Raw genomic sequence first — 18,235 nt, 5'->3', positions numbered from 1 at the left:
GTGTTTCAAGGCTTCAGGCAGCGCCCCAGGAAGGCTTCGGCCACACGGTAGCGATGCAGGGCATCGGCGCCGGACAGGCCATGCTTGGCACCCGGGTAGGTCATCAGCTCGAACGGCTGGCCGCGCTTCTGCAGCGCGCTCATCAAGCTGGTCGAATTGGTGAACAGCACGTTGTCGTCCGCCATGCCGTGGATCAGCAGCAACGGCGAGCGCAGCCCATCGATGTGGGTCAGCACGCGCGCTTCACGGTAACCGGCGTCGTTGCGCGCCGGCAGGTCCATGTAGCGCTCGGTGTAATGGCTGTCGTACAGGCCCCAGTCGGTGACCGGGGCACCGGCCACGCCGCAGGCGTACTGGTTCGACGCCTTGGCCAGCAGCATCAGGGTCATGTAACCGCCGTTGGACCAGCCCTGCACGCCGATGCGCGCCGGGTCCACCCACGGCTGCTGCTTGAGCCATGCCACGCCGCGCAGCTGGTCGGTCACTTCAACCGTGCCCTGCTTCCCGTACAGCGCACCACCGAAGTCGCGGCCGCGGCGCGGGGTGCCGCGGTTGTCCAGCGAGAACACGACGTAGCCCTGCTGGGCCAGGTACTGGTTGAACAGATGGTCGCCACGGCCGGGCCAGCTGTCGGTGACAGTCTGGCTGGCCGGGCCGCCATAGACATACACCGCCACCGGATAGCGCCTGGACGGATCGAAGCCGGCCGGCTTGATCAGGCTGTAGTGCAGCGGCGTCTTGCCGTCGGCGGCGGTGAGCGTGCCGAACTCGACCGGGCGCTGCGCGTCGCGGTAGCGCGCATACGGGTGCTTGGGATCGGCCAGGTTGTTTTCCACCAGTGTGGCGATCTTCTCGCCGTTGGCGCGGAACAGCTCGATCTGCGGCGGCGTGGTGCTGTTGGACCAGCTGTCCACATAGACGCTGGCATTGCGGGCGAACGTGGCGCTGTGCATGCCCGGCGCCTCCGACAGGCGCTGCGGCTCACCGCCCTGCAGCGATACCGCGTAGATCTGGCTTTCGCGCGGGCTTTCGATGCCGGCACGGAAGTAGGCCTTGCCGGCCGTCTCATCCACCGCCAGCAGCTCGTCCACCGGCCAGTTGCCGTGGGTCAGCGCGGTGGTCTTGCCGTTGCTGTCGATGCGGTACAGGTGCTGGAAGCCGGTGCGCTCGGACGACCACAGTACGCTGCCGTCTTCAAGGAAGCGCAGGCTGTTGTGCAGCGGTACCCAGGTCGGGCTGGTCTCGTGGGCGAGTACGCGCTGGCGGTTGGAGTCGAGTGCCACTTCCACCAGGTCCAGCTGCTTCTGGTCGCGTGACTGGCGCTGGAAGCTCAGGTGCTGCGGATCGCGCCAATCGACGCGGGCCAGGTAGATGTCCTGTTCCTTGCCCAGGTCGACCCAGCGCGGCTGCGCCTCGGCGGCCGGTGCGATCACGCCCAGCTGCACGCGCACGTTGGCGTCGCCAGCGGCCGGGTAACGCTGTTCGATCACATCGGTGCGGTCGGCGTAGACCTCGTAGCGCTTCTGCACCGGCACCGGTGCCTCGTCGATGCGCGCGAACGCGATGGCCGAATCGTCCGGTGCCCACCAGTAACCGGTGTGGCGGTCCATCTCTTCATCGGCGACGAACTCGGCCACGCCGTTGCCGATGGTGGTGCTGCCGTCGCGGGTCAGCTGCAGCTGCTTTCCACTGGCCAGGTCGATCACCCACAGGTTGCGGCCGCGGATGAAGCTGACGAAGCCGCCCTTGGGCGACAGCTTGGCGTCGGTGGCGAAGCCCTCACCGTGGGTCAGCTGGCGCACGGCCGCCGCCCCCTGCTGCTTCAGGTCGTACAGGTACAGCTCGCCGCCCAACGGGAACAGCAGGCGCTGTGCGTCCGGCGACCACTGGTAATCGACGATGCCGGTCATCGCGGCGATGCGCTGGCGCTCGCGGCGCGCCTTTTCCTCATCGCTGAGGGTCTCGGTGCCGGGCAGCACCACCTTGGAATCAACCAGCAACCGGGTCTGGCCACTGCCGATGTCGTAGGTCCACAGATCCAGCTGGTTGCGATCGCTGTCCTTGCCGCGCAGGAAACTGACCTGCGAACCGTCCGGCGCCACCTTGGGCTTCATCAGGGTCGGGCCGGACAGCGGCAGCGGGCCGGTGATGGCCTCCAGGGTCAGCTTTTCGGCGTGGGCGGCGGTACTGGTGGCGAGCATGAGGGCAAGCGAAGCGAACAGGTGGCGCATGGAGGATCCCGGCAAACGGCAGGTCCGCCCGGCGGCGGGCGCGGGGCGGTCGTTCCCCCATCCTAACCAAGCCCGTGCAGGAAGGCAGCATGACCTTCTGCCCATGCTGCGGTGCTGGGGTCAGGGCCCTTTGCGTTGCAAAGGGATCCGACCCCGCGGCGGGTCAGCGCTGGCCGAACAGGTGCTTGCGCTCTTCGTCGCTGAGCGGCTTGCCGGCGTTCGGGTTCACCTGCTGGCGCAGCGCATAGGCGCGCTGGGTGGCCGGGCGCGCGGCGATGGCCTCGTGCCAGCGCTTGAGGTTCGGGAACGCGGCGAAGTCCACCGGCAGCTTGTCGTAGGCGCCGATCCACGGGTAGCTGGCCATGTCGGCGATGGTGTACTCGTCGCCGGCCAGGAAGGCGTGCTGGGCCAGGCGCTTATCCATCACCCCGTGCAGGCGGCGCACTTCGTTGTCGTAGCGCTCGATGGCATAGGGAATTTTTTCTGGTGCGTACACGTTGAAGTGGCCCATCTGGCCACTCATCGGGCCCAGGCCGGCCATCTGCCAGAACAGCCATTCCAAGGTGGTCACGCGGCCGCGCGGGTCGCTGGGCAGGAAGCGGCCGGTCTTCTCGGCCAGGTACAGCAGGATCGCACCGGACTCGAACACGCTCTGCGGGGCACCGCCATCGGCCGGGGCGTGGTCGACGATGGCCGGCATCTTGTTGTTGGGCGAGATGGCCAGGAACTCTGGCTTGAACTGGTCACCCGAGCCGATGTTGACCGGGTGGATGCGGTACTCCAGGCCGGCTTCCTCCAACAGCAGGGTCACTTTGTGGCCGTTCGGGGTGGGCCAGTAATACAGGTCGATCATGGCGTCGGCTCGGGGTGCGGAAAGGAACCTGAAGTCTAGTGCGTGAGTTGGGTTGGCACCGTCATGGCGGGCCGGTAACCTCGCCTCTCCCCCGAAACGCAGCATCCCCCGCATGAGTGCAAACCGCCCGCCGCTCTCCCCGTTGTCCACGCTGATCTTCGCCTCGCGCTGGCTGCAGCTGCCGCTGTACCTGGGCCTGATCGTGGCGCAGTGCGTCTACGTGTTCCTGTTCGGCAAGGAACTGTGGCACCTGATCTCGCATTCCGCCTCGATGGGCGAGCAGCAGATCATGCTGATCGTGCTGGGCCTGATCGACGTGGTGATGATCTCCAACCTGCTGGTAATGGTGATCGTCGGCGGCTACGAGACCTTCGTCTCGCGCCTGCGCCTGGAAGGCCACCCGGACCAGCCGGAATGGCTGAGCCACGTCAATGCCAGCGTGCTGAAGGTGAAGCTGGCGATGGCGATCATCGGCATCTCCTCGATCCACCTGTTGAAGACCTTCATCGCCAGCGGTGCGCTGGGCGGTATCCCGCTGTGCACGCCGGAGCAGATGAGCGTGGCCGCCGCCAACATCGGTGTCGCCCGCTGCTCGATGCTGACCCAGGAAGGCGTGCTGTGGCAGACCATCATCCACTGCGTGTTCATCCTGTCGGCGATCGGCATCGCCTGGACCGACAAGCTGATGTCCAACGGCCACAGCAAGTCGCACGACAAGGCACACGACCACTGAGGTCGCCGCCGGCCACGACATGATCGCCGCGGCCTCACCCGGCCACCACCCCTTGTGCGGGGCGGTGGCCGGGATGCTAGATTGCATCATCGCCGTTGCCGGCGGTGGCGTCGGGAAACGCCACCCTGCCGCGCCTGGACCACGGGTCCCGGCCATGCATATCAATGATTTACGTCACGTCGTCTTCTAAAGGGGAGCAGGATGTCGCACGTCTCAACGATCACCGCCGCGCGCCGGTGGCTGCCGGTTGCCTTGGCACTGGCGCTGGCCGCCTGCTCGGGCAAGGAAGAATCCGCAGCACCGGCTCCGGCCGCCGCCCCCACCGCCGCTGCACCGGCCGCACCGGTGGTCGCCGCCAAGGTGCAGTCGATGGGCACCGAGCAGCTGCGTGAGTCGGCCAGCCAGGCCCTGCGCGAGAACCGCATGTACGCGCCGGCCGGCGACAACGCCATCGAGTACTACCTCGCCCTGCGCGACAAGACCCCGGACGACGCCTCGGTGAAGAGCGCGCTGACCGACCTGCTGCCCTACACCCTGATCGCCGCCGAGCAGCACCTGGGGCGCGAGGACTACACCGAAGCGCAGCGGCTGGTGGCGCTGATCGAGAAGGTGGATGCATCCGCGCCGGCCCTGCCGCGCCTGAAGGACGGCCTGGCCAAGGGCGTGCAGAACGCGGCCAAGCGCACCGAGGCCGAAGCCGAGAAGGCCAAGAAGGACGCCGAGGACCGCAGCAAGCAGCAGACCGAACAGCAGCGCCTGGCCGAGCAGCGTGCCAAGGAAGCCGACGCGGCCAAGCAGATCGCTGCGCAGCAGGATGCCGCCCGCCGCGACAACGAGCGCCAGGAAGCCGAGCGCCAGGCCGCCGCGCGCCGCGAAGCCGAACTGAAGCAGCAGCAGGCCGCCGCCCAGCAGGCCAGTGCCGCACGCCAGGCCGCGGCTCCAGCGGCCGCTGCGGCGCCGAACCTGCGCCCGGTCAGCACCCCGGCGCCGCGCTATCCGTCCGAGGCACTGCGTGCAGGCACCTCCGGCGAAGTGCTGGTGGAAATCACCGTCGGCACCGACGGCTCAGTGACCAACGCCCGCGTGCTGCGCGCAACACCGTCGCGCGTCTTCGATCGCGAAGCCATGAACGCGGTCAAGCGCTGGCGCTTCGAGCCGGTCAGCGCACCGGTCACCACCCGCCGTACCCTGGTATTCGCCCCGGGCGGCACCTGACCGCAAAAAGGGGACGGAGGGGATTAAGTCGTTTCCGCCCCCGCAATGAGGACACGGCCCGGCATGTCCGGGCCGTGTTCGTTTCAGGAGAGGCTGTCGATCAGGCGTTGCAGTGCCGGATCGCGCGCGGCCAGCACCTGGAACAGGCCCAGCGCATGCAGGCCCGGCAGCAGCCCACGCAGATCTGCTTCGGCGGTGGCCCGGGTGGCGTCATCGCTGGCGGGGTCCTGCCAGTCACGGACGCTGGCGAGGAAGGCGCCGACGCTGCCCTTGCGCACGGTGAGGCCGTTTACCTGTACTTCGTTCTGGTGGTCGGGAAGGATGTCCTGGGGCTGCATCGGGGCGGCTCGTGTTGAAATGGGCGCCCAGTGTGGCGCGCGCGGATCGGCGCTTCTGCCGTATAACTGCCAATGGATATGGCAGATCAGACACCGACCGGCTTGATTGATCCGGCATTGGCGGACGCCGACGACGGCCCCATCGTGCTGGCCGGCCAGCTGCGCGTGCCCGGGAGGCGGCGCACCGCCCGCCACCAACACCGGCGCGGTCAATTGCTGGGCGCCCATCAGGGCCTGTTGCGGATCGAAGCCGGGAATCTGCAGTGGCTGCTTCCGGCCGGGCACGTTGCCTGGATACCGCCGCTGCTGCCCCATGCGCTGCTCGGGGCAGACGGGTTCGATGGCTGGAGCCTGTACGTCCGCGCCGATGCCGGCCTGGATCTGCCCCCGCTGCCCCGTATTTTCCAACCCGATGCGCTGTTGCAGGCGGCGGTGACGCGCGCACTGCGCTGGCCGCATCAGGCACTGGACGCTGCGCAGGCACGCCTGGCCGGCGTCATCGCCGATGAGATCCGTGCCAGCACTCCCTTGCCATTTGCCCTGCCACAGCCGCGGGATCGCCGGTTGCGGCGGATCGCGGCGGCGCTGGCGCGTTCGCCGGACGACCTGCGCAGCGTCGAAGCGTGGGCAGCCGCCAGCGGACTGTCCAGCCGCAGCCTCGCCCGCCGTTGGCAGGCCGAAACAGGCATGACCTTGAGCCAGTGGCGGCAGCGCCTGCGCGTGCTGCTGTCACTGCCACGCCTGCTGGCAGGCGAACCGGTGATCAGCGTCGCCCTGTCGATGGGCTACGACACGCCCAGTTCCTTCATCAACGTGTTCAAGCGCGAGATGGGGGTAACGCCCGCGCGGTACGCAAAAGGGGACGGAGGGGATTAAGTCGCTTCTGACTCCTCCGATACGCCTGCGCGGCATTACCTGATGCCCTACGCCACGGTGCCGATGCCAGGCTGAGGCCCCCTTCGACCTGGGAATCCCATGCCCCGACAAGCGCGCCTGATGCTGGCCGGCCAGGCCTATCACGTGATCCAGCGCGGTGTGAACAAGGGTGCGATCTTTGTCGACGACATCGACCGGCAACTGTTCCTGCATCTGCTGCACAGCGCTTTCCTCAAGCACCGCGTCGCACTGCATGCCTACGTACTGATGGACAACCACATCCACCTGCTGGCCACGCCATCCACGCAGCGTGGGCTGGCCGATGCAATGCGCATGCAGGGCAACAACTATGTACAGGCTTTCAACCAGCGGCACGGCCGCACCGGTCCCCTGTGGCAGGGCCGCTTCCATTCCTCGATGATCGACAGCGACGCTTACCTGCTCAGCGTATACCGCTACATCGAACGCAATCCCGTTCGTGCCGGCATTGCGGTCAGTGCTGAAGATCATCCGTGGTCCAGCGTGCACGGCAACCTTCAACGACGCGATGACCCCATGCTGACCCCGCATCCCGCATTCAGAGCGTTGGCCGCGACCGCTCGCAACAGGACGACGGTGTATGCGCGATTCCTGCGCGATGTGAATGCGTCCGCCGATCTGCCCGCAATCCGCAGTCATAGCGCCAAACAGCGTCCGTTGGGGGATGCTGCGTTCCTGCGGATGGTAGAGAAGATGCTCGGGCGGCCGGTGGCGATGCGAAGACAAGGCCGCCCGCGCAAGGAGGGGACGGGAGGGGCAGAAACGACTTAATCCCCTCCGTCCCCTTTTTTGGGGTCAGCCGGAGATGGCCAGGCGCTCGTTGTGGTAGCGGCGCACGGCGGCGAACCACAGCACGGCGGCCAGGCCGAGGCTGGCACCAAGGTAGATCGCCCAGACCGTCGGGGTGATGGTCTCGTGGCGGATCACCTTCAGCAGCATCTGGTTCTGCGACAGGAACGGCACGGCGTACTGCCACATCTCGCTCTTCAGCGGGTAGGCCACCAGTGCGTAGCCGGGCAGCATCGGCAGCAGCATCAGCCAGGTCATGTGGCTCTGCGCTTCCTTCATGCTCTTGGCCGCGGCCGACAGGAAGGTCAGCAGCGAGGTACCGATCAGCAGCATCGGCAGCATCACCAGCAGCATCTGCAGCATCGAGCCGACGTTCATGTTGAACTGGCGGCCGATGTTGCCGGGTGCGATCTGCGCGCTCACCTTGAACGCGACCAGGGTCAGCAGCAGCGACACGAAACCGACCACGCAGGCGGCGGCGATCTTGCCGCTGACGATCGCGCTGCGCGAGCCCGGCGTGGCCAGCAGGGGTTCCAGCGACTGCCGCTCGCGCTCGCCGGCGGTGGCGTCCATCACCAGGTAGGCACCCCCGATGAACGAGGTCAGCGTCAGCAGTACCGGCAGCAGCATCGACAGGATCATGCCGCGCTTGGCTTCGGCACTGGCCAGGTCCTGGCGTGCCACGTCCAGCGGGCGTGCCACCTGTGCATCGATGCCGCGTGCCATCAGGCGCAAGGCACCGACCTGGCCGTTGTAGGTGGCCAGCGCCGCCTCCAGGCGTGCACTGGGTACCTCGGCCGCGCGACGCGTGCTGTCCTTGATCACCTCCACCAGCGCCGGCTTGCCCTCGGCCCAGTCCTTGCCGAAGTCCCCGCTGATGCGCAGCGCCACATCGATATCCTGGCTGCGGATGGCCTCGGCCAGGTCCTTCGGCGCCGGTGCGGCATTGAGGCCCTGTGCGGCGAGGAAGCGCACCAGGTTCGGCGCGTTCTCCGCGCCGATCGTCGGGATCTGCAACGGCTCCTCGATCTGGGTGCGCACCCGGCTCTCGGCCAGCTTGCCCATGCCCAGCAGCAGCACCGGGTACAGCAGCGGCCCGAACAGCAGGGTCAGCAGCAGCGTGCGGCGGTCACGCGACAGGTCGCGCAGTTCCTTGCGCATCACCGTCATCAGGGTCGACATCATGCTCATGCGTGCAGGCCCTCTTCGCTGCCGATCAGTTTCACGAACGCGTCCTCAAGATTGGCTTCACCGGCTTGTGCACGCAGTTCGTCGGCGCTGCCGGCGGCCATCACCGTGCCCTTGGCGATGATCACGATGTGGTCACACAACGCGCCCACCTCCTGCATGATGTGGCTGGACAGGATCACGCAGCGACCCTCTTCGCGCAGGCCCAGCAGGAAGCGGCGCAGCGCGCGCGTGGTCATCACGTCCAGGCCGTTGGTCGGTTCGTCGAGGATGACGTTGCGCGGATCGTGCACCAGCGCGCGGGCAATCGCGGTCTTGGTGCGCTGGCCCTGCGAGAAGCCATCGGTCTGCCGGTCGAGGATGTCGCCCATGTCCAGCGCGTGCGACAGCACCTCGATGCGTTCGCGGATGCGCTCGGCCGACAGGCCATGCAGCTCGCCGAAGTAGGCGATGTTCTCGCGCGCGGTCAGACGCTTGTAGACGCCGCGCGCATCGGGCAGTACGCCCAGGTGGCGACGTACCTCCACCGGATTGCCGGCGGCATCGATGCCATCGACGCTGATGCTGCCCTGGTCAGGGGTCATCAGCGTGTAGAGCATGCGCATGGTGGTGGTCTTGCCGGCACCGTTGGGGCCGAGCAGGCCGGTGATCTGCCCATCGCCGGCGCGGAAGCCGACGTTGGCGACCGCCTGGATGCGGCCCGTGCGGGTATCGAAGGCCTTGTGCAGGTTGTCGGCGACGATCATGGTTCCCATCCGTTGAACGAGGTGAACGCCGGCACGTAGCTCAGCGTGTCCAGGCAGCCGGCATCCAGCGCCTTGGCATCGGTCTTGTCGATGAACTGGCCGAGCAGCCGCGGCATGCAGCCGGCGGTCAACGTGCCATGGCCCTGGCCACGGGCGACCAGCGCACGGCCATTGGGCAGGCCCTTGAGCACCTGTGCGGCGTAGCGCGGGGGGGTCACCGGGTCCAGCTCACCGGACAGCAGCAGTGCCGGCACGTCGCTGCGCAGCGGCACGGCATCGGTTGCCGGCGCCGGACGGTGCGGCCACACCGGGCAGGCGGCGAAGAAGGCGCTGGCCACTTCGTTGCCGAACAGCCGCTCGGGATCCTCGGCCGGCGCGTGGTAGCGCGGCGCATCCTCGCTGCAGATCACCGACCACTGCATGCCGCGGTTGATCTGGAAATCCATGCTGCGGTTCGCGCCGCGCGCCAGCGATGCCAACGGGGCATAACGACCGTGCGCGGCTTCATCCAGCACCAGTGGCAGCAGCGAGGAATACTGCGGCACGTAGGAGAAGGCGAAGGCCAGGCCGACCACGCTGTCCGGCGTCAGGACATCCTGCCGCGGTGCGTTGGTACCCGGGTCGCGATACTCGACCGAGACCGGTGCACGGCGCAGGGTGTCGACCACGCTGCGCAGCTGCGCGCGGGTGTCGGTCGGGAAACGCTTGCTGCACGCGGCATCCTTGCGGCACTGCGCCGACTGCAGGGCGATCGCATCCTCGAAGGTGGTCGCGAAGTCGCCACCGACCACCAGCTCGTTCGGTACCACGCCATCGATGACGATGCTGCGGGTGTGCTGCGGATAGGCCCCGGCATAGCGCTGGGCCACGCGGGTACCGTAGGAGCCGCCAACCAGGTTCAGCTGGTCCACACCGAGCGCCGCACGCACCGCATCCAGATCGGCGATCGCCTCGGTGGTGGTGTAGAAGCGCGCATCGGCACGCCCCTGCAGCGATGCGGCGCAGCGCTGGGCGTAGTCGCGCAGCGATGCCTCGGAAGGCGCGGCATCCTCGTCCATCTGCAGCGGCTTGCCATCTGCGCCCAGACAGCTGAGCGGGTTGGAGCCGCCGGTGCCGCGCTGGTCGATCAGGAACACGTCGCGCTGCTTGCGCACCTGGCGCAGTGCGGTATCGACGATGACCGCCACCTCGCTGGCCGCCTGGCCGGGGCCGCCGGCCAGGAAGAACACCGGGTCGGGCTGGCTGGCGCCGCTGCTGCCCGATTCCAGCCAGGCGATGCGCAGGCCGATCCGGCGGCCATCGGGCTGGGCCCGGTTCTCCGGCACCTGCAGGGTGGCGCACTGCGCCTCCACGTTGGCGCTGGCGCCTTCGGTGGACAACGTGCAGGGCTGGAAGTCGATCGTGCCGAAGCGGCGGCTGGGTGCATCGCTGGCGCTTCCGGCGGCGGCCGGCGGCGGTTGGCTGCACCCGGCAAGCATCAGGCTGGCCAGCATCCCGGCCAGCGCGAGGTGGTGTCTTTGCATCGTGCTCGTTTCCCCTGGAGGACGTTCCTGTCGACCACGACGGGCTGCCGCGGAAGATGTGACCCAACTTACACGGGCAGCGCGCCGACGGCGATGGGCAATGACGAATCCGCCGCCGACGGCGCGCAGACCTGGCAGTCCCGCGCTCGGCCTTGGCCCGTGCAGGGCGGCATCGGCGGCGGCCAGCAGCACCCCAAGGGCCAGTGTTCCGGCCCGACGGCGATGCGGGGTCTGAAAACGGCGAGCACGGCGACCGGCGCATGCGCACAATCCGCGGAAAACCCAAGGAGACGCCCATGCACGCGTGGTACCTCGGCGGCATCGACCACCGACCTTTCCTGCACCTGTTCGAGATGAGCGACAGCGCGCTCGCCACGCTCGGCATCCAGCGTCGCTGGGCCGGCGCCAACGGCGGACATCCCTGCCGGATCAGCCTGAGCGACCCCGCGCTTGGCAGCGAGCTGCTCCTGCTGTCCCACGTCCATCTGCCGCTGCATTCGCCGTACCGCGCCGCCGGCCCGATCTTCGTGCAGCGCGGCGTGACCCGTTGCGTCCTGCCGCCGGGCGAGGTGCCCCCGTATGTGCAGCGCCGGATGATCTCGATGCGTGCCTATGACCACGCCGCGCTGATGTGCGGTGCCCAGGTCTGCGCGGGCACCGAGGTGGCCGACCACCTGGATGCACTGTTTGCCGACCCGTCGGTGGCGTTCGTGCAGCTGCACAACGCGGCGCATGGCTGTTTCTCGTGCCAGGCAGATCGCGTGGCTACCGGGACTGCGTCGCGTGATCTCCATGACGTGATCGATGCCACGCCGGTCACGTGACGTCCAGCGCATCCGTTCAGCCCTGCGTGAAGCCTGCGGGAAGGGCTTCACATGCGCAGTCACGGATCGGCACTGCGATGGTTCCGTCCCCTGCAGTGCGACTCGATACTCGCCGTGGTGCCGCCGAAAGTCCGCCGCGCAGCGCAGCTCCTGCGGTCACCGTTCCCTTTCGACGACCACAAGGATGCGCCATGTCATTCCGATCCACACCGCTGTTGCTGGCCACCTCGTTCGCCGCTGCGGGCCTGTGCCTGGCCGGCAGCGCGTTCGCCCACGGCACGATGACCACGCCGGTCAGCCGCGTCTATGCCTGCTTCCAGGGCAATCCCGAGAACCCGACCAACCCGGCCTGTGCCGCTGCAAAAGCGATTGGCGGTTCACAGGCGTTCTACGACTGGAACGGCATCAACCAGGCCAACGCCAACGGCAACCATCAGGCCGTGGTGCCCGACGGGAAGCTGTGCAGCGGCAACAACCCGACCTTCCGCGGCCTGGACGTGAACCGCAGTGACTGGCAGACCACGCCGATCCAGGCCGATGCCAATGGCAAGTTCACTTTCGTGTTCAAGGCGACCGCACCACACGCCACGCGCGACTGGCGCTTCTTCGTTACCCGCGAAGGCTGGCAGTCGGGAAGCCCGCTGCGCTGGGCCGACCTGCAGGAGTTCTGCACGCTGGGCAATACGCCGCTGTCGGCCGACGGCACCTACAAGCTTCAGTGCACGTTGCCGCAGCGCACCGGCCAGCATGTGATCTACAACACCTGGCAGCGCTCGGATTCGACCGAGGCGTTCTATACCTGCATGGACGTGCGATTCCAGGGAGGCGGAGGGACCGCACCGGCACCGCAATGGCAGGACGCCGGCCCGGTCACCGCACGCAGTGAGCTGCCGGTTGGCACGACGCTGGCGCTGCGCGTGTTCAACGCCAACGGCAATGACGTCGAACGTGTGGAGGCCACCCTGGCCAGCGGCCAGACCGCACCCGCGCAGTGGCCGTTGGTGCTCGCCCGCAAGGTCAATGGCAGTGCCCAGCACGCGCGCGTGGGCGTGCTTGCCAATGGCGTGATCACGCCGACCGCCTCGGCCACCGACAACCGCGTGTACCTGAAGGACGGCAACCGCTTCCAGCTCGATACCCAGGTGCCCGACCCGGGTACACCGTCACCGGGCGGTGATTTCGACCACGTGTACCCGGCGGGCATCGGCAGCTATGTGCCGGGCCAGACCGTGGTGAAGGGCAGCGACGGCAAGCTGTACGCCTGCCGCCCGTTCCCGGAAGGTGCATGGTGCAACGTCAACGCCGAGGCGTACCGGCCGGGTGTGGGTGCGGCCTGGCGCGATGCGTGGATTGCATACTGAGACCGGGTACAGGGAACGGTGGCAGAGCGCCGTTCCCTGCATAGCGTGAGACGCGCCAGCGTGTGAGTGGGAAGCCGTTCCCATATGCAACCACGCGATGCTTTTTTCAACGTAATCCGATGGATGCGGGCGGGTGGGATGTCGAGACTTCGCGGGGTTTCACCACCCTCAGGAGATCTCCATGCATCTGTCACACCGGACCGTCATCGCGCTGTCTGTGATCGCAGGCATTGCCACCTCTGGCAGCGCGTTCGCCCACGGCACCCTGTCCAAACCCGCCAGCCGTGTCTATGCCTGTTACCAGGGCAATCCCGAGAATCCGACCAACCCCGCCTGCGCTGCCGCCAAGGCCATCGGTGGTGCGCAACCGTTCTATGACTGGGCCGGGATCAACCAGGCCGAGGCCCATGGCAACCACCAGGCCGTCGTGCCCGATGGCGAGTTGTGCAGCGGCGGCAACAGCAAGTACCGCGGCCTGGATCTGAACCGCAGTGACTGGCAGACCTCGCCGATCCGTGCCGACGCCCGTGGCCGCTACACGTTCGAGTTCAAGGCCCCGGCCCCGCATGCCACCCGCGAGTGGAAGTTCTATGTCACCCGCGATGGCTGGCAACCGGGCAGCCCGCTGCGCTGGGCCGACCTGCAGGAATTCTGCACGCTGGGCAACGTGCCGGTCTCCGGTGACGTCTACAAGCTGGACTGCCCGCTACCCAAGCGCAGCGGCCAGCACATCATCTACAACACCTGGCAGCGCTCGGATTCGGGCGAGGCGTTCTATACCTGCGCAGACGTGCGCTTCGAGGGGGGCGGTGGTGTGACCCCGCCGCCGCAGTGGCAGGACGCGGGTCCGGTCACTGCCCGTGGTGCGCTGGACGTGGGCACCATCCTGACCCTGCGGGTCTTCAACGCCCAGGGCAACGATCTGGAAAGCCCGCAGATCACCCTTGCCGCCGGCCAGACCGCTGCGAACCAGTGGCCGCTGGCACTGGCCCACAAGGTCAATGGCACTGCGCAGCAGGCGCGCGTGGGGGTGATGAAGAACGGCGTGATCACGCCCGTCGCCTCGGCTACCGGGAACCGCGTCTATCTGAAGCCAGGCCACCTGTTCCAGCTCGATACCCGCGTGCCGGATCCGGTCGATCCGATCGATCCGCCGCCGGCTGACGACTACGACTTCGTATACCCCGCGGATATCGGCAGCTACACGCCGGGCCAGACCGTGGTGAAGGGCACCGACGGCAAGCTGTATGCCTGCCGCCCGTTCCCGGAAGGCGCCTGGTGCAACATCAATGCAGAGGCCTACCGCCCGGGTACCGGCTCTGCCTGGCGTGATGCCTGGATCGAGTACTGAAGGCAGGGCACCGGGGGCGGCGTGGGGTCGCCTCCGGTTTCCAGGGTTGCCGGTCAGCGGCCGGCACTACCGGGGTTCGTGCGGTTGCCGGCCAGCGGCCGGCACTACCAGGTTCGTGGGGTTGCCGGCCAGCGGCCGGCGCCAGCCGGACCTATTTGCTGCTGAAGGACTAAATAACAACGGATAACTTATTTAAAGCATATAAATCAATCAGTTATGCTTGACACAAGACTTTCGCCTTATGTGAGCCTTGTCAATTGATCCTCGGGACTCGCACTGCCTTTAGAGCCTTGCAGATCAGATCAGACACCTCAGCTGGAGAGACACCCAGCGCAGATGCCATTTGGCAGAATTCGAGAACGTCTAGACGACGTGATCCAGACTCTATTGAAGAAATGCGCTGTTGGGGCCACCCCAGATGGGCAGCAAGTTGAGTCTGACTGATGCCCAAGATCTCCCGATGCTCCCGAAGCTTTCCGACCAAACGGAGGTACGGGTTCTGATAGATCGTCTTCGTAGCCATCCGGTCCGCCTCAAGGAGCGGATGGAAATCTATGACCGAGGCACGGCATACATGAAAATCATGTAGACGACATCGTGCCGCCTTGGTAGCATCCGGACTGGTTAATTTGCCGGGGATCGAGTGATCTATGGCCGTAGCCAACAGACCCTCCTTCCTTCGTGGCCCGAGCTCGACTCACTTGTCGTATCGCTTGGTCCTTTCTACACCTGCGCCTGGTGTGCGCTTGAACGCTCGACTTCCGTTAGCGCGCCCGTTTCCTCAGACCCTGCTGTCGCCCAGCAACTCCTGCAATTCCTAAAAAGCGCAGGTGTTGTGACCGGTTCCAGTTCAGGCAACGGAGTCGTTAAGCGCTCTCTCTACGAACCGGTCAGTTGGTCCTACGTCGATGACCTGATTCTTCCTGATGACCTTGATGCAGCGCTCAAGCGGATGCTCGATGCTTGGCGCCCGACGCTTGATAAACACGCAAGACTTTGGATCTGGCGCCAGCTAGCGGATCGAGAGGCAAGCGCCTATCTCACATCATTGCTGCGCCGTCACCGTATCGGAGTGCACCGCGTAGATGAAATCCTGAGAAGTCAGGATGAGGAGTGGACTCGTCTGAGCCTGGGGCGGAAACGATACGTGCTCTGGTCATCTGTAAGGGGAGCAGCGAGCCAGTTCCTTAGTAGCGGTGGCAACGAGGACGCCGCACTAGAAGTGCTTTCCCGAGAGATGCGAAGGAGGACGCGCTGGCTGGTAGTAAAGGCGGCCGCGGGTGAACTTCGAAGAACCGACTATTGCTTCCTTCCTGACACAGGTTGGCGACGACCACTGATGATCGATGTAGCGCTGGAAAGCGTACTGAAGATAGGCGATGACTACTGGCTTGCAGCTCCATCCCTGGGCGACATCTAGTCAAAACAGAGGCCCTCGATTACCCACTTCCCTGGCTCAGCTGAACCAAGAATCACGAGACTTGATAGATGCGTCCAATCATTCTTGCACTGGACCTTGAGGGAACACTTATCTCCAATGCCGTCAGTCAAATACCCAGACCCGGCCTGATGGAGTTCCTGAACTATGCCAGCAGCACCTTCAATCGGATCGTCATGTTCACCTCTGTACCCCAAAAGGTTGTTGCAGAGATTACATCCCTCTTGGTGCTGGAGGGACGCGCTCCCGAATGGTTTCAACATCTCCCATACATCGAATGGGACGGTCCGACGAAAGACCTTCGATTCGTTTCGGCAGAACTTGGCGAGGCGCTGTTGCTGGATGATCACGGGGCCTACGTGCATCCCGGCCAACACTTCCTCTGGATTGAAGCCCCTCTCTTCGCTGCACCATATTCTGATGGAGACGACGGGCTGCAGCTGGTGATCCAGCGTATTGAGGAGCGCCTCAATCCAAGCAGCACAAAGCCCAAGGCGCGGCCTTAGTGGATGGAGTGTGCCGTGGATGCAATCTTCGGACGCCGCAGTGAGACACCGCCAGCCCCCAATACTCGAGGATCCTGTGCACAGAACTAGCTTGTCTCATCCGTTGCAGATTGCGGGACTTTCCGTCGGTGCCAACGGAGGAGCCATAGGCGTTACCTTTGCCCCCGGTAAGCATCAGAAGATTGCAATGACGGGCTCGTGGTGTAGAGATCTCGAGCTCGATCTAGCGTCCGTTTCAGCTTGGGGATGTCGCCATCTGCTTTCCTTGATTGAACCGTGGGAGTTCGACGATCTCGGGATAGGGTCGCTACCCGAACGCGCGCGCGCTCATGGCCTGCATTGGCATGGTCTTCCGATTCGTGATGGAGAAGCGCCGGATGCTCAGTTCTTGGACGAGTGGACACGATTAGGCCCCGTCCTCACTAACGATTTGCTCCGCGGTGACAAAGTAGTCGTTCATTGCAAAGGAGGGCTTGGCAGAGCGGGCACCGTGGCTTCGATGCTACTGCTCGAGAGCAGATCATGCCTAAGCGCTGAAGAAGCTATGGCCAGAGTTCGGAGTGCTCGTCCCGGAGCGGTGGAAACGGCGGAGCAAGAGCGCTTCCTTCTTCACTGGGCTTCTCGGATGCTCTAGAACCGTGTGCGCTGAAGCATCCGTTCTGAATTCTTGACACGGTACTGATCACGTCCAGACCTGTGAACCTCCCAGTGCCGGATCGGCTGCGCCCCGGTGCTTATCGGTGAATCTGAGAACCCGCGGGGAGGTCAGCAATCAGAGGTTTGAGGGGATCTCCCCACGGCAGGCGTATAAGTAGGGAAGGATGAGGAGATCTCCACATGAATGATCTAGACGATTGGCTGTCCAGAGCCTCGGCAGCTACAAGGCCAGACGGCCATGATCGGGCCACCGATAGCCTGGTCCGACGCCTGTCCCAGGAAGCTTCCCCTTCGCAATGGGCCGGTAAGCGAGAGTTCCGCCGGGCACTCGCATGCGCGGCGCTCGCGGCGGTGCTTACCTGCGGAGGAGTAGGCTCCGCCTTCTTTGTCACCCAGGCACCCTCGCGCCCGACATGGGTCGCGGCCCCAGCTTCCATGTCCCCATACGCTCTACTGGTGGAACGCTGATGGCAATCGGACCCCTCATGAGGCTGCCGCTGGCAACAATCGCTGGCGCCATCATTGGCGTCGTGTGCGCGCTGGCTATCGGCTGGACCTGGCACTCGCTCAATCCTGGGCACAGCGATCTCCATGAACGCCTTCACGCCGTGGTGCCGCTGGACGACTCGGAGAAGCAGATCCTCCAGGCCAAGGAACAGCTGTTCGCAACAAGGCGAGGTGAGATCGAAGCGCGCCTGCGGATTGCCAACCGCCAGCTGGCGGACGCCATCGCGGCTGACCCCAAGTGGAACCCCCAGGTGGAACGTGCAAGTCGTGAGGTGGAGCGGGCTGCGGGCGATCTCCAGCGCATCACGCTCGAGCATGTGTTCGAGATGCGCGAGGGCTTGAAACCCGAGCACCGGCCGGCCTACGACAAGGCACTCCTTGAAGCACTTCGCACCGACTCTCCCTGAGCCACACAAACGTTGTGACCATCGAGGACGACAACAACTGGGCAGTTGAAGCTGCGGCAGGTAATGCTGAGGCCTTCGCTCGCCTGGTCCGCCGTCACTCGCCAGCAATCAAGCAGATGGTTCGAGGCATGGGCCTGCCCGAAACCGACGTCGATGATGTCGTGCAGGAGACATTCGTTGCCGCTTGGCGAGGCCTGTCAGAGTACGATCCGACGCGCTCGGTACTTCCCTGGCTGATGCGTATTGGAATCAACAAGGTTCGTGATACGCAACGGTTTCGACGCGTCCGCCATTTCCTGTTCCGGGCCAAGCCTTTGGATGACGAGGAAGGACGCGCCCTGCATTCCGAGCAGGCCGGTCCAGAGCAGGTTGCCGGCTCTCAGCTTGAGCTCGCAGAAGTAAGAAGGGTTCTCAACTCGATCGACCCGAGCCTGCGTGAAGCCCTGGTTCTGACTGCCTTCGTCGGCCTTTCCCAGGTTGAAGCAGCTTCCGCCCTGGGTATCAGTCTCAAAACAATAGAGGGTCGCGTACTGAGAGCACGGGCCAAGCTGACAGATGCACTGAGCCGCGGGAAATAAATTTTCGCCGGATTCGAGGGGAAGGCCGCGCAGGCCGCGTAGTGCAGAAAGACGGCCGAGATTGCGGCCCCACTG

General features: G+C 65.5%; 19 protein-coding genes. 12 read left to right on the top strand and 7 right to left on the bottom strand.

The genetic code is table 11. The features are described from left to right. Positions 1-5: 5 nt before the first annotated feature. Both E5790_RS10905 and E5790_RS10900 read right to left on the bottom strand, forming a co-directional pair. Positions 6-2,231: a S9 family peptidase gene (locus E5790_RS10905; protein WP_111206069.1), complete on the bottom strand. Its 2,226-nt coding sequence runs from the start codon at positions 2,229-2,231 to the stop codon at positions 6-8. A 163-nt stretch (positions 2,232-2,394) separates the two neighbouring features. Beyond that, positions 2,395-3,084 (bottom strand): glutathione binding-like protein, encoded by a 690-nt coding sequence (locus E5790_RS10900; RefSeq protein ID WP_014648797.1) that lies wholly within the window; start codon positions 3,082-3,084, stop codon positions 2,395-2,397. Positions 3,085-3,196: 112 nt separating this feature from the next. Here E5790_RS10900 and E5790_RS10895 point away from each other — a divergent pair, with 112 nt between their 5' ends. Continuing rightward, the gene (locus E5790_RS10895) at positions 3,197-3,817 is read left to right on the top strand and encodes a TIGR00645 family protein (RefSeq protein WP_041863948.1); all 621 of its coding nucleotides are present in this window, start codon (positions 3,197-3,199) and stop codon (positions 3,815-3,817) included. 201 nt (positions 3,818-4,018) lie between these two features. Further along, the gene (locus E5790_RS10890; RefSeq protein ID WP_014648799.1) at positions 4,019-5,032 is read left to right on the top strand and encodes an energy transducer TonB; all 1,014 of its coding nucleotides are present in this window, start codon (positions 4,019-4,021) and stop codon (positions 5,030-5,032) included. 83 nt (positions 5,033-5,115) lie between these two features. On the opposite strand, the gene E5790_RS10885 is transcribed toward E5790_RS10890, so the two are convergent. Beyond that, positions 5,116-5,370: a hypothetical protein gene (locus tag E5790_RS10885; protein ID WP_049442042.1), complete on the bottom strand. Its 255-nt coding sequence runs from the start codon at positions 5,368-5,370 to the stop codon at positions 5,116-5,118. A 78-nt stretch (positions 5,371-5,448) separates the two neighbouring features. Here E5790_RS10885 and E5790_RS10880 point away from each other — a divergent pair, with 78 nt between their 5' ends. After that, positions 5,449-6,246 (top strand): helix-turn-helix transcriptional regulator, encoded by a 798-nt coding sequence (locus E5790_RS10880; protein ID WP_049442043.1) that lies wholly within the window; start codon positions 5,449-5,451, stop codon positions 6,244-6,246. Positions 6,247-6,345: 99 nt separating this feature from the next. After that, positions 6,346-7,056 (top strand): transposase, encoded by a 711-nt coding sequence (locus E5790_RS10875; protein WP_111206070.1) that lies wholly within the window; start codon positions 6,346-6,348, stop codon positions 7,054-7,056. A 24-nt stretch (positions 7,057-7,080) separates the two neighbouring features. On the opposite strand, the gene E5790_RS10870 is transcribed toward E5790_RS10875, so the two are convergent. Genes E5790_RS10870 through E5790_RS10860 form a run of 3 tightly spaced genes read right to left on the bottom strand, consistent with a single transcriptional unit; the run spans position 7,081 to position 10,531 of the window. Further along, positions 7,081-8,265, bottom strand: coding sequence for an ABC transporter permease (locus tag E5790_RS10870; RefSeq protein WP_049404907.1), 1,185 nt, complete (start codon positions 8,263-8,265; stop codon positions 7,081-7,083). Then, the gene (locus E5790_RS10865; RefSeq protein ID WP_049442045.1) at positions 8,262-9,008 is read right to left on the bottom strand and encodes an ATP-binding cassette domain-containing protein; all 747 of its coding nucleotides are present in this window, start codon (positions 9,006-9,008) and stop codon (positions 8,262-8,264) included. The genes E5790_RS10870 and E5790_RS10865 overlap by 4 nt, the downstream gene beginning before the upstream one ends. Next, positions 9,005-10,531 (bottom strand): alpha/beta hydrolase, encoded by a 1,527-nt coding sequence (locus tag E5790_RS10860; protein ID WP_041863953.1) that lies wholly within the window; start codon positions 10,529-10,531, stop codon positions 9,005-9,007. The genes E5790_RS10865 and E5790_RS10860 overlap by 4 nt, the downstream gene beginning before the upstream one ends. A 296-nt stretch (positions 10,532-10,827) precedes the next feature. Between E5790_RS10860 and E5790_RS10855 the strand changes: the two genes are divergently transcribed. The 3 genes from E5790_RS10855 (at position 10,828) to E5790_RS10845 (ending at position 14,067) form a co-directional block, all read left to right on the top strand. After that, positions 10,828-11,355: a DUF1203 domain-containing protein gene (locus tag E5790_RS10855; protein WP_111206071.1), complete on the top strand. Its 528-nt coding sequence runs from the start codon at positions 10,828-10,830 to the stop codon at positions 11,353-11,355. A gap of 191 nt (positions 11,356-11,546) precedes the next feature. Continuing rightward, on the top strand, positions 11,547-12,716 hold the full coding sequence (locus tag E5790_RS10850; protein WP_111206072.1) for a lytic polysaccharide monooxygenase: 1,170 nt from the start codon (positions 11,547-11,549) through the stop codon (positions 12,714-12,716). A gap of 181 nt (positions 12,717-12,897) precedes the next feature. Then, on the top strand, positions 12,898-14,067 hold the full coding sequence (locus E5790_RS10845) for a lytic polysaccharide monooxygenase (RefSeq protein ID WP_111206073.1): 1,170 nt from the start codon (positions 12,898-12,900) through the stop codon (positions 14,065-14,067). A 253-nt stretch (positions 14,068-14,320) separates the two neighbouring features. Here the strand turns inward: E5790_RS10845 and E5790_RS10840 are convergent, their stop codons facing one another. Then, positions 14,321-14,590, bottom strand: coding sequence for a helix-turn-helix transcriptional regulator (locus E5790_RS10840; protein ID WP_111206074.1), 270 nt, complete (start codon positions 14,588-14,590; stop codon positions 14,321-14,323). A gap of 120 nt (positions 14,591-14,710) precedes the next feature. Here E5790_RS10840 and E5790_RS10835 point away from each other — a divergent pair, with 120 nt between their 5' ends. From E5790_RS10835 to E5790_RS10810, 5 genes are all read left to right on the top strand, one after another. Next, entirely contained in the window at positions 14,711-15,487 is a 777-nt protein-coding gene (locus tag E5790_RS10835; protein WP_136191748.1) for a hypothetical protein, read from the top strand. 68 nt (positions 15,488-15,555) lie between these two features. Next, entirely contained in the window at positions 15,556-16,011 is a 456-nt protein-coding gene (locus E5790_RS10830) for an NIF family HAD-type phosphatase (protein WP_111206075.1), read from the top strand. Positions 16,012-16,030: 19 nt separating this feature from the next. Then, positions 16,031-16,645 carry a cyclin-dependent kinase inhibitor 3 family protein gene (locus E5790_RS10825; protein WP_168708238.1) on the top strand — a complete coding sequence of 205 codons (615 nt, stop codon included), beginning with the start codon at positions 16,031-16,033 and terminating at the stop codon, positions 16,643-16,645. A 508-nt stretch (positions 16,646-17,153) separates the two neighbouring features. Further along, positions 17,154-17,582, top strand: coding sequence for a periplasmic heavy metal sensor (locus E5790_RS10815; protein WP_087948687.1), 429 nt, complete (start codon positions 17,154-17,156; stop codon positions 17,580-17,582). Positions 17,583-17,596: 14 nt separating this feature from the next. Then, positions 17,597-18,160, top strand: a complete 564-nt coding sequence (locus E5790_RS10810) for a sigma-70 family RNA polymerase sigma factor (RefSeq protein WP_111206076.1) — start codon at positions 17,597-17,599, stop codon at positions 18,158-18,160. Positions 18,161-18,235: the final 75 nt, after the last annotated feature.

Source organism: Stenotrophomonas sp. PAMC25021 (assembly GCF_004795795.1).
GTDB lineage: Bacteria > Pseudomonadota > Gammaproteobacteria > Xanthomonadales > Xanthomonadaceae > Stenotrophomonas > Stenotrophomonas muris.
Note: the sequence above shows the minus strand (reverse complement) of the source record. Positions and strands in the feature narration are given on the sequence as shown.

Excerpts from the sequence above, each read along its gene's own strand:
- E5790_RS10905 (WP_111206069.1), bottom strand. The coding sequence starts at position 2,231 with ATGCGCCACCTGTTCGCTTCGCTTGCCCTCATGCTCGCCACCAGTACC.
- E5790_RS10900 (WP_014648797.1), bottom strand. The coding sequence starts at position 3,084 with ATGATCGACCTGTATTACTGGCCCACCCCGAACGGCCACAAAGTGACC.
- E5790_RS10895 (WP_041863948.1), top strand. The coding sequence starts at position 3,197 with ATGAGTGCAAACCGCCCGCCGCTCTCCCCGTTGTCCACGCTGATCTTC.
- E5790_RS10890 (WP_014648799.1), top strand. The coding sequence starts at position 4,019 with ATGTCGCACGTCTCAACGATCACCGCCGCGCGCCGGTGGCTGCCGGTT.
- E5790_RS10885 (WP_049442042.1), bottom strand. The coding sequence starts at position 5,370 with ATGCAGCCCCAGGACATCCTTCCCGACCACCAGAACGAAGTACAGGTA.
- E5790_RS10880 (WP_049442043.1), top strand. The coding sequence starts at position 5,449 with ATGGCAGATCAGACACCGACCGGCTTGATTGATCCGGCATTGGCGGAC.
- E5790_RS10875 (WP_111206070.1), top strand. The coding sequence starts at position 6,346 with ATGCCCCGACAAGCGCGCCTGATGCTGGCCGGCCAGGCCTATCACGTG.
- E5790_RS10870 (WP_049404907.1), bottom strand. The coding sequence starts at position 8,265 with ATGAGCATGATGTCGACCCTGATGACGGTGATGCGCAAGGAACTGCGC.
- E5790_RS10865 (WP_049442045.1), bottom strand. The coding sequence starts at position 9,008 with ATGATCGTCGCCGACAACCTGCACAAGGCCTTCGATACCCGCACGGGC.
- E5790_RS10860 (WP_041863953.1), bottom strand. The coding sequence starts at position 10,531 with ATGCAAAGACACCACCTCGCGCTGGCCGGGATGCTGGCCAGCCTGATG.
- E5790_RS10855 (WP_111206071.1), top strand. The coding sequence starts at position 10,828 with ATGCACGCGTGGTACCTCGGCGGCATCGACCACCGACCTTTCCTGCAC.
- E5790_RS10850 (WP_111206072.1), top strand. The coding sequence starts at position 11,547 with ATGTCATTCCGATCCACACCGCTGTTGCTGGCCACCTCGTTCGCCGCT.
- E5790_RS10845 (WP_111206073.1), top strand. The coding sequence starts at position 12,898 with ATGCATCTGTCACACCGGACCGTCATCGCGCTGTCTGTGATCGCAGGC.
- E5790_RS10840 (WP_111206074.1), bottom strand. The coding sequence starts at position 14,590 with ATGGCTACGAAGACGATCTATCAGAACCCGTACCTCCGTTTGGTCGGA.
- E5790_RS10830 (WP_111206075.1), top strand. The coding sequence starts at position 15,556 with ATGCGTCCAATCATTCTTGCACTGGACCTTGAGGGAACACTTATCTCC.
- E5790_RS10825 (WP_168708238.1), top strand. The coding sequence starts at position 16,031 with ATGCAATCTTCGGACGCCGCAGTGAGACACCGCCAGCCCCCAATACTC.
- E5790_RS10815 (WP_087948687.1), top strand. The coding sequence starts at position 17,154 with ATGAGGCTGCCGCTGGCAACAATCGCTGGCGCCATCATTGGCGTCGTG.